The following is a 9668-nucleotide window of genomic DNA, read 5'->3' as shown; positions in this document are numbered from 1 at the left end:
GACAGTCATCACAATCCAACGATCAAAGACAGCACGCGAAATACGCGAACGACCAACTATAAGCATCGACGCTACTAACGCTCGCACCATACCACGGAGAAATCGATTACCTTCTACTTGATAGACCAAGCAATCTCCCTCAGTATACCAAACCGATGTCTTTAAATCACAAAGGAAAGAATGTACTTGTGTGTTTCGCTTCGAAAAGGAAGTAAAATCATTATACCGCATTAGGATATCGGCAGCCTGCTGTAATTTGTCTTTATCAAGTGCAAACGGATAATACCAGGCCCTATCCATTAAAAACGGATCCTTATAGCGATAGATGTAATATCGATAAACGCGGGAAGTGGCATGAAAACGAGAATGTTGCTCAGCAGTTACTTCAAAAAGGTTCTTTAAAGATATATCGTCAGGTAGCAAAGCATTCAAATTGTACAACAAATTGGCAGAGAGTGTTGAGGCTATATCAAAATGAAAATAATTCTGTCTGGCATGTACGCCTGCATCAGTCCTGGAAGAAGTCGTGAGGGCTATCGGTTGTTTTAATAACGTAAAGAAAGCTTTTTCTATTGCTCCTTGAACTGTAGGAACATTAGGCTGCATTTGGAATCCCTTGTAGGCTGTTCCTTTATAGGATAATTCTAAAAAATATCGAGGCATCCGTCTATTCGCGTAGTTTTATTTTAGCATTTTCAAAAAGCGATTTTTGAAATATTGATCCAACAGCTGGCCTTGTAGGCTAGCATAGTTATCCTTGTCGGACACATGAGCATAAGCATCTTGGAACAACGCAAAGCGCCCTGCGTCAGATAAAAACAAACCGCCCAATTGTTTTACCTGCTGCGTAGTTATACACTTCCCATTGATATATTTATCTACAATTGCAATCATTTCATCGTCATTAGACTTGGCGACCATTTTCTTTTGCATCCTACTAAAATCCTTATCTGAAAGAGGATTATCACAACTAGAAGTTGTAGCCACATTATTGGGCGTATTTGCCTCCTCAACAGATGCTGTATCCGTTTTGGATGCCGATTGATTGTAAAATGGATTGTCAACTGTCTTTGCAGAACCAGCGTTTGAATTGTCAGCAGACTGATTGGAACTAATATCTACAAATTTCTTCTTTCTCTTTTTGACAGGAACATCCTGCTCTTCCACGGCCATGCCATTAGTGTTGGAAAAGAGCGCTAAAGAATTGTCATTAAACGATTTTTTTGACGGAGTGGCAACCGTTTCAGATGCCCCAACTTGCTTATCTGGGCGCACACTCTGTGGTATTAATACACTTACTGTATCAGTAGAATGACTATTGAATAATACAAAAGTCATTTGTGTCCCTTGATTCGTCATTTGTTCATTAGACTTAATGACACCATAAGTTTGCGAATCATCTTGCAAGTCTGAAGCACTAACATTTCCTTGGGCGGCATCTATAGCTACATTCGCCTGCGCCTGATTATTTACCTCGGCTACAACAACGGGAGCGGTGGCCTTTTGACTCTCCTTGGGCAACGTCGTGGTCTGTGTGTTTTCGGTCTGTGTGTTTTCGGCTTGTTTATTTAATGTGGGGTCATTTATCGCACAGGAAAGCATTTGTCCAAAAGCGGCATTGTCCGGGCTTGCTTTTACAGGCTTCGTTTTCACAATATTTTCCCTGTTATTGACAGCAGCCTTTTCAGGCGTATTACCGGCAGCATATTGATCTTCGAGTGTAGTGCTTCCTTTTGATGCAAGGAAAGTCTTGCTTTGTAAATTCAGCAAGCCTAAATCTCCCTCGTTATCCTTTTGTAAGGAAAAACCTATATCCGAGCCACTAATTGTACAAGAGTAGTTTTGTTCAGGCGCGTCTTGTTTAGGAAACCCAATCCTTAAATCATATTTCCCATCCTGCAATTTTGGAATTATTAAGTATCCGATAGAAGAAGAACTAAATACCTTTCTATTTAAAATAACATAAAATGGCTTTTTGTTTTTAGCCTGTATATAAATAAAATGATTGTCATCTTTACTTTGAGCAGACGCACTATAGTTGCCTATCAAGCAAATGATAAGAAAAAGTAACCCTATTTTTTTTAAAACCGAATGATTCATTTGTATAAAATTTCGAAACAAAAGTAAATGCATAAGCCCAGTTAGTTACAAAACTTGTGCTAAATATTTCCTTTCTTAATATTAAGATTGTAATTTTTCTCCAAATGCCAGATCTCCTGCATCACCAAGCCCGGGAACAATATAACCGTTTTCGTTCAAAACATCGTCTATATCGGCACACCACAGATGGACATCTTCTCCAGCCACTTTTTGCAAATAGGCTATGCCTTGCCTGGACGCAATAGCTGCCACAATATATATTTGAGAGGGGTTTCCCAACTTTTTAAGTGCAACAATTGTTTTTGCCAATGAAGTACCTGTCGCTAACATCGGGTCTGAAATAATTAATATTCTATTTTCAATAGAAGGGCTACTTACATAATCCAAAATTATATCAAATCCACCAGCAGCATTATGTCTCCGGAAGGCAGAAACAAAGGCATTATCTGCTTTATCCAAATAACTAAGCACCCCATGGTGCATTGCCAACCCCGCACGCAGGATAGTTGCCACAATTGGTTGCTCTTCCAATACCATGCTTTTATGAGTTCCCAATGGCGTTTGAATTTCTACCTCTTTCCATGGTAATAACTTACTTATTTCATAAGCCGCTACTTCTCCAATTCTTTCCAGATTTCTACGAAATCGCATCCGGTCATTGTGAACCGAGATGTTTCGTAATTCACTTACCCAATTGCAGATGAGGCTATGTTTTTCACTTAAATTCACTATCATAAAGCTAAGATAAATGATATTTATGATTTAATGACCGTTATATTTGCAGGGCAAAAATTTTGATTATGGTTTATCGTGCTATTGGCCTAATGAGCGGTTCCTCACTGGATGGTCTGGATATTGTCTTTGTAACTTTTGAAGAAATACGTGGGGAGTGGAGTTTTTCTGTCAATAACGCAGAAACAATTGAGTTTACTGATGTCTGGAGAGAAAGACTTTCACAAGCAAGTCAATTAAATGCCCTGGATTTCGTGCAATTGGATAACGATTTTGGGCGTTTTATAGCAAAACAAATAAATCTGTTTATTGAGAAAAATCAACTCGATCATCAAATACAAATGATCGCTTCTCACGGACATACCATATTCCATGATCCTGAAAAATTTTTAACTACACAAATTGGGAATGCGGCTCAAATTGCAGCCCTCACTTCTACAAATGTTATCAGTAATCTACGTTCTTTAGATGTGGCATTAGGCGGCCAGGGTGCACCAATTGTTCCAATAGGTGAGAAATTCCTTTTTAATAATTATAATTGTTTTTTAAATCTTGGCGGAATTGCTAATGTCTCTATTCACGAAAATGAAAATGTGGAGGCATTTGATATTTGTGTCGCCAATCAGGCACTTAACTACTTTGCTGAACAACTGGGATCAACTTTCGATAAGGATGGACACCTCGCTGCTCTGGGCAACGTCAATACTGAATTGTTATCTGAGCTAAATAATTTGGCTTACTATAAGCAGCGTGCACCAAAATCACTATCCAATCAATATTTCAAAGAAGAGATATTAGCTCTTGTAGACTCTTTTCATTTAAATCCGGAAGATCTCTTACATACCTATAGCGAACATATAGCTATCCAAATAGTTGATGCATTAAAAAGTCCCTCTGATAATAATCAACGACAACTTTTTGTAACCGGTGGCGGAGCCTATAATGTTTTTTTAATAGATCGGTTAAAAGACCTTTTATCTGCGCATCAAATAGAAGTGATTATCCCAGACGATAAAATTGTTCAATACAAAGAAGCTCTGATTATGGCATTTCTGGGAATTCTTCGTTGGCGCGAAGAAAATACGGTGATGGCCAACACCGGTGCACAATGGCCAAGCATTGGCGGCGCTGTGTGGATAGGCCAAAAGTATTAATATAATAATGCCCCACAACATTGAATGTTTGATCTTTTTTAGATTCTATCTTTTGAATAGGTGCATCTATTCCATTATTAGAATGAGATCCAAGTCTTTATACTTATTTATTTCTGGAATAACATTTGTACTATCCATAATATGCTCTTGCAAAATGCAATTCTTATTGGATAATCATTTTTGTCCCTGACTACTACATTTCTACGCAATCTGCAGGCAAGAGCTATTTAATTGTTAATCTAAAAATCTTTCAATTATGCTCTCTGTTATTTTATTTATCGGCATTATGCTAATGACTATACCTGTCATCATTATTGGTATTGTGGTACTCGTGTATTTTATAATTAAATGGATGCGCAAAAAAGACCGATCATCTCAGAAACTAGAGCATCAAAAACCTTATGACACACAGGATATAGAACCATAACGGTTAATAGTCTTCACTAAAGCAACTTAAATGACAAAGAATAAGGAAGCAATATTTAGTTGCGATTTAAAAAAAGAAGGGGAAAGATTTCCCCACTTCTGGGAGGAGATTGTGGGTAGTGCCCATGCACCTATGGCACTAAGAGCCGATTGGCAAAAACAATTGCAACAGTGTCAAAAAGAGCTTGGCTTTAAGCATGTCCGATTTCACGGAATCTTATCGGACGACATGTTTACTTATGTGTCCAATAATCCGCAAGATCCAAATGCCCAGCGCGTTTTTTCTTTCTTCAATACCGATCAAATTTGTGATTTTCTATTGTCCATTGGCATAAAACCATTTATAGAATTATCCTTTATGCCTACCGCCATCTCTTCAGGGAACGACACCGTTTTTAGCTATCACGGCAATATCAATCCACCAAAAAATTATTCAGAATGGAAAAATGTGATTAAAGTATTTATTACCCATTTAAAAGACAGATACGGGACTGAGCAGATTAGCCAATGGTTTTTTGAAGTATGGAACGAGCCCAATCTGCAGGCATTTTGGAGGGGAACACAACAAGCGTATTTTAAACTGTATCAAGCCACGGCAATTACGATAAAGTCAGTCAACAAAAATTTTCGTGTCGGCGGCCCTGCAACCGCCGACAACCAATGGATTTCGGCATTTGTAGATTTCTGCACAGCAAAGAAAGTTCCTGTAGATTTTATTTCTACACATCATTACCCTACCGATGCATTTGGCAAGCCAGGTGACGACACTATTACACAATTGTCACAAAGTAAAAGAAGTGTATTGCGTAAAGAAGCGCGTAAAGTAAAGAAACAGGCAAAGGGCCTTCCTGTTTATTACACCGAATGGTGCAGTTCATCAAATCCATTTGATGAACTGCATGACAGACCTTATGCTGCCGCCTTTATCACAAAGACAATTATGGAGGCGAGAGGTATTGTTGAGGGATACAGCTATTGGACATTTACAGATATTTTCAGCGAGAATTTTCTTTGTTCCACTCCTTTTCATGGGGGCTTTGGTTTAATGAATATCTACGGCATTCCTAAACCGTCTTATCGTGCTTTTGAACTGCTGCATCAATTAGGGGAAGAGTTCTTAAAAGTGTCGGGGAAGCATGACAGTGTAGATGTTTGGGTGATTAGAAAAGAAAAGAAAATTAATATTATCGCTACTAACTGGGCTTTACCGAAGCATAAGATAAAAACAGAAAAGATTTATTTAGCATTAAAAAATATTTCGAAAATTTCTAGCGCGTACATCGAAAGAATTGACGATAACCACAGCAATCCAAGAAAAGTTTGGGAGCAAAATGATTCCAAAGATTATCTCAATGATCTGGAAATTAGCGCGTTAATACTTGCTTCAACATTAAAGAAAGAAAATATTCCATTGAATATTGAAAAGCAAGAAGCCCATTGTACTATTTCGTTACCGCCACAAAGTGTAGCGTGCATTACCATAGAATTAGAAAATGAAAGAAAATAATAAAAACAACGATCCTATCCAAAAGTTTACCAGCAAGGATTTTGCCCTGCTGGATAATTTACAGAGAGAAACTTTTGAATATTTTTTAAAAGAACAAAACCCAGAAAATGGGCTTGTAAAAGATAGCACTATGCCAAAATCTCCTTGTAGCGTAGCGGGTTTGGGGATGTGTTTAAGTGCCTACATCGTAGCTGATAAAAACAAATATTTCTCACGCAAAGAAGCCGCAGAAAAAACATTGACCTTGTTAAATTTCTTGTACAATAGTCCACAAGGTACCGGCAAAGATGCGATAGGCTATAAAGGTTTTTATTACCATTTCATTGACATGAAAACAGGAAAACGTGCATGGAGTTGTGAGTTATCAACCATCGATACGGCTATTCTTTTAGCAGGTGTATTAACAGTAGGGAATTATTTCCTGGGAAAAAATAGAGAAGAAACAGCGATACGTGAGCTAGCAGACAATATCTATCGTCGCATCGATTGGCAATGGGCGCTCAATGGTAGTGATTTCCTTTGTCACGGCTGGAAACCAGAAACGGGTTTTCTTCCTTATAGTTGGGATAGCAAGTATTCAGAAGCACATTTGCTTTATATATTCGCAATGGGGTCGACTACCTTTCCTATCAGCAACAAGGGCTACAAAAAATGGATAAAGACTTTTGAGTGGAAAAAACTGTATGGTATCGAATATTTTTATGCGGGGCCATTATTCATTCATCAAATGTCTCAAGTATGGTTAGATTTTAATGGCATCACAGATGAAATAAATAGACAAAGTGGTATTGATTATTTTGAGAATAGTGCCAGGGCTACGCGCGTACAACAATTGTATGCGATAGATAATCCTTCCCATTTTTTTCAATATGGAGAAAAAGCCTGGGGTTTCACAGCCAGCAATGGCCCCGGCTACCGCGCTGTAAAAGTAAATGGTATTGAAAGAGTATTTTATGATTATGTCGCTCGGGGCATTCCTTATGGACCAGACGACGGGACGATCTCACCCTGGGCCGCAGTTACGTCACTTCCATTTGCACCCGATATAGTTTTAACTGTGATCAAGCATGCCATTGAAGAGCTAGAGTTAAAAAAACATAGCAAATACGGCTTCGACGCCAGCTTCAATCCTACCTTCCCGGAAATAGGAGCCAATCCAAATGGATGGATCTCTCCTTGGCAATATGCGCTAAATCAGGGTCCGGTAATATTAATGATTGAAAATTTTAAATCAAAATTGATTTGGAACACTTTAAAAAAATGTCCCTACGTCATCCAAGGATTAAAAACAGCCAACTTCGAGGGAGGTTGGTTAAATGACATTTGAAGTACCCACCTCAACACCTAATCGGAAGGGTAGCCATAATAGATACAAAATAATTTGACCACTAGAATTAATTGACCATTTTGTCGGCACAGCTGCTACTGGCAAATGCTTCCGGCTTAGCCTTGAAAGCAAAACCCATTCCGAGAATATACCCCATCGCTTCTTTCAGCGCGTCATTGCTTTTAAATTGTGGATTGGTATTGATATCAGCGTGTACTTCCATTTCGATATTGTATTTAATAAAAAGGTCGCATAATTCATATGCGACCTCAATACTTTTAGCAACTTCCAATAACATTCTTTCTTTAATATGAAAAGCTCTGCTGAGTGTTTCGTTATATATATACATAAACCCGCCACTGTGTTCACGTAAAAAAACTATTACGGTGGCAAATTCCACATCAGCGCCCTTTACTTGACTATCTGTGCCTATGCAAACTTTTAGTTTAATACCTTTCGCGACTTCTGCTTGAATGGTTTGTTCTACCACATCTTTGATGGGCAATGGTATCTTATCTCCGTTGAATTTCCTCCAGTGCATAATAATAAGGTTTATTAAAGTTACTACTTTTCTTTAATACCCTGTTTATTTATGCCGTTGGCCAAATCTCAAGAGCATGAGCTTAGCTATTCTCTTCAAGGTAGATGATCAGATTACCAAAGTTCTTTTAAACGCCTCGGCTCCAAGCGGTAGGTCACTCCAATCATTAAAGAATAATAGCGGCTTCGGCTGTTTTGGCTATTATAGAAATCAATACTTTTTGAAAACTCCCGCGTATCCGCTTCTGCAAATAATTGAAAAGATGTATTTATTTGATACTTTATACCCGCGCCGGCCCGAAGATTAAAACCTTCGAAGTCGGGTTTATTGTAAGTCTTACCGTCCTTCTTGTAAGTTACCAATACATAATAGCCAGGTCCACCGTATACATACGGAGTCCATCTATGCTTATTTAAATCAAGGAAATTATATTCAGGTAATATATCCCCTTCTACGATACCGGTATGAAAACTTCCATAGCGGTGTGCCCCATTTATTAAGGTGTCTACATTTCCATTATCCTTACCTAATGCCCCTACCATAAAAGTACCTCTCACACTAAAATGATTACTTACATCATAACGATACATTATCTCCGCGCTGAATTTAGCTTGTTTTGTCGTCAGAGGGCTTTTGGTCATAAAACCACCATAATTCATTCCACCAATAGCAATACCTATCTGACTTCTTTGATTAAAACTTTCCTTTTGCGCCAATAAGGAACTCCCTAAAAATATAAAAACAATGAATGCTCCTATCTGTCTTTTTGTGTTTTTCATTTTAAATTGACATTAATTTAATTATTGGTAGATGTTGATGGGACGCCTATTTTATCTCCTAAGTTTTCCAATTCTGTTTGAATAGTTTTTGCTTGCTCAGCATCAAGAGGAGTTTTTGTAAAACCATGTTCAGCGTCCAGCGACGATTTAATTATTTGGCTATCAAACAATCGATTTTCAAATATTTGTTCCCAAGTAATAGTTCCTCCACCATCCATAGGATTAGCAATAATTGATCTTACCAGATTAGTGCGTAAATCGGGGTAATAGATCCAGAAGGCAGGATGTTCGCTATTGCCCATCATTTCACCATTGGACAAGGTGTAAGTAATCAATGGTGCGATACCTAGTATTCTTACATAAGTCTTTCCATCTCTCCTGTTAAATACCCATTCTTCTTTGATACGATATTTATAAATAGAATCCATAGCAATAGCCTTTTGCCTAACTTGATATCCTACAATATTACCGTTCAAATCATAGGAAGCCGAGGTATCCGTTCCGCTACCGAAGGTCGCAAGTGCTTGTTGGAACGTGATAGGTGTTGTAAATCTATCATCAATAGCACTAAAAGCCTGAACGCTATCTTTTTTCATAGCATTGATAATAATGTCTATCAGATGCGTATTGCCTTCACCATCTATGGCCGTATTATAAAAATAAGGCAAGTTGGCTTTATCCCGCGTGTCTATAGTACGCCAAACGCGTACCCGGTATAGGGCGTCTGAGGCATAGAGTGGCGAATAAGGCAATGGTGTCGCAGTACTGTCTACAAGGTTATCTACAAAAACATTATCTTTTCTTAATGATTTTTTTTGCCCTTCCAGTAGTCCTCCGTCTGTTGAGTCTTTTATCACTTCAATCGGTAAATTTTTCATCAGACCACTTGTATCACCACTGGCACTGGTATTATAACCACTGTTGTTCGGTAGCTCAGTTGTATCTGCGGCCGGAACATGACTTTGTTTTTTGGGAGCTACGTCATACGTGCTAGATGAATTATCGTAAGCACTCCCCGACCTGCTTTTCTTTTTAGATTGCGCCAAAACATTTATAGAAATAGCCAAACTACATACACAGAATAAGGCAACTTTAATCAATG

At 38.2% G+C, this 9668-nt stretch carries 10 protein-coding genes; 4 read left to right on the top strand and 6 right to left on the bottom strand.

The genetic code is table 11. The annotated features are described in order from the left end of the window. From truA to upp, 3 genes are all read right to left on the bottom strand, one after another. On the bottom strand, positions 1 to 663 hold a 663-nt coding region (truA, locus tag ACQR30_RS09475), incomplete at its 3' end, for a tRNA pseudouridine(38-40) synthase TruA (RefSeq protein WP_429734386.1). An 18-nt stretch (positions 664 to 681) separates the two neighbouring features. Beyond that, a complete protein-coding gene (locus ACQR30_RS09470) occupies positions 682 to 2100 on the bottom strand; it encodes a DUF4476 domain-containing protein (RefSeq protein ID WP_429734384.1) in 1419 nt (472 codons plus the stop codon). Positions 2101 to 2181: 81 nt separating this feature from the next. Then, complete coding sequence (gene upp, locus ACQR30_RS09465) at positions 2182 to 2835, bottom strand: uracil phosphoribosyltransferase (protein ID WP_429734382.1); 654 nt, start codon at positions 2833 to 2835, stop codon at positions 2182 to 2184. A gap of 65 nt (positions 2836 to 2900) precedes the next feature. Between upp and ACQR30_RS09460 the strand changes: the two genes are divergently transcribed. From ACQR30_RS09460 to ACQR30_RS09445, 4 genes are all read left to right on the top strand, one after another. Next, on the top strand, positions 2901 to 3986 hold the full coding sequence (locus ACQR30_RS09460) for an anhydro-N-acetylmuramic acid kinase (RefSeq protein ID WP_429734381.1): 1086 nt from the start codon (positions 2901 to 2903) through the stop codon (positions 3984 to 3986). A 256-nt stretch (positions 3987 to 4242) separates the two neighbouring features. Next, a complete protein-coding gene (locus ACQR30_RS09455; protein ID WP_429734380.1) occupies positions 4243 to 4413 on the top strand; it encodes a hypothetical protein in 171 nt (56 codons plus the stop codon). Between the two features lie 30 nt (positions 4414 to 4443). Then, a complete protein-coding gene (locus ACQR30_RS09450) occupies positions 4444 to 5919 on the top strand; it encodes a GH39 family glycosyl hydrolase (protein ID WP_429734378.1) in 1476 nt (491 codons plus the stop codon). After that, positions 5906 to 7246 carry a glucoamylase family protein gene (locus tag ACQR30_RS09445; protein ID WP_429734376.1) on the top strand — a complete coding sequence of 447 codons (1341 nt, stop codon included), beginning with the start codon at positions 5906 to 5908 and terminating at the stop codon, positions 7244 to 7246. The genes ACQR30_RS09450 and ACQR30_RS09445 overlap by 14 nt, the downstream gene beginning before the upstream one ends. Positions 7247 to 7313: 67 nt before the next feature. Here the strand turns inward: ACQR30_RS09445 and ACQR30_RS09440 are convergent, their stop codons facing one another. From ACQR30_RS09440 to gldN, 3 genes are all read right to left on the bottom strand, one after another. Beyond that, the gene (locus ACQR30_RS09440; RefSeq protein ID WP_429734374.1) at positions 7314 to 7787 is read right to left on the bottom strand and encodes a ribonuclease H-like YkuK family protein; all 474 of its coding nucleotides are present in this window, start codon (positions 7785 to 7787) and stop codon (positions 7314 to 7316) included. Between the two features lie 113 nt (positions 7788 to 7900). Beyond that, a complete protein-coding gene (locus ACQR30_RS09435; RefSeq protein ID WP_429734372.1) occupies positions 7901 to 8566 on the bottom strand; it encodes a DUF6089 family protein in 666 nt (221 codons plus the stop codon). A gap of 17 nt (positions 8567 to 8583) precedes the next feature. Continuing rightward, positions 8584 to 9668 (bottom strand): gliding motility protein GldN (gldN, locus tag ACQR30_RS09430; protein ID WP_429734370.1); only part of this gene is annotated, 1085 nt, incomplete at its 5' end.

This window comes from Arachidicoccus sp., assembly GCF_050436765.1.
Classification (GTDB): Bacteria; Bacteroidota; Bacteroidia; order Chitinophagales; family Chitinophagaceae; genus Arachidicoccus.
This window is presented reverse-complemented; position numbering and strand designations above follow the sequence as displayed.

Excerpts from the sequence above, each read along its gene's own strand:
- ACQR30_RS09470 (WP_429734384.1), bottom strand. The coding sequence starts at position 2,100 with ATGAATCATTCGGTTTTAAAAAAAATAGGGTTACTTTTTCTTATCATT.
- upp (WP_429734382.1), bottom strand. The coding sequence starts at position 2,835 with ATGATAGTGAATTTAAGTGAAAAACATAGCCTCATCTGCAATTGGGTA.
- ACQR30_RS09460 (WP_429734381.1), top strand. The coding sequence starts at position 2,901 with ATGGTTTATCGTGCTATTGGCCTAATGAGCGGTTCCTCACTGGATGGT.
- ACQR30_RS09455 (WP_429734380.1), top strand. The coding sequence starts at position 4,243 with ATGCTCTCTGTTATTTTATTTATCGGCATTATGCTAATGACTATACCT.
- ACQR30_RS09450 (WP_429734378.1), top strand. The coding sequence starts at position 4,444 with ATGACAAAGAATAAGGAAGCAATATTTAGTTGCGATTTAAAAAAAGAA.
- ACQR30_RS09445 (WP_429734376.1), top strand. The coding sequence starts at position 5,906 with ATGAAAGAAAATAATAAAAACAACGATCCTATCCAAAAGTTTACCAGC.
- ACQR30_RS09440 (WP_429734374.1), bottom strand. The coding sequence starts at position 7,787 with ATGCACTGGAGGAAATTCAACGGAGATAAGATACCATTGCCCATCAAA.
- ACQR30_RS09435 (WP_429734372.1), bottom strand. The coding sequence starts at position 8,566 with ATGAAAAACACAAAAAGACAGATAGGAGCATTCATTGTTTTTATATTT.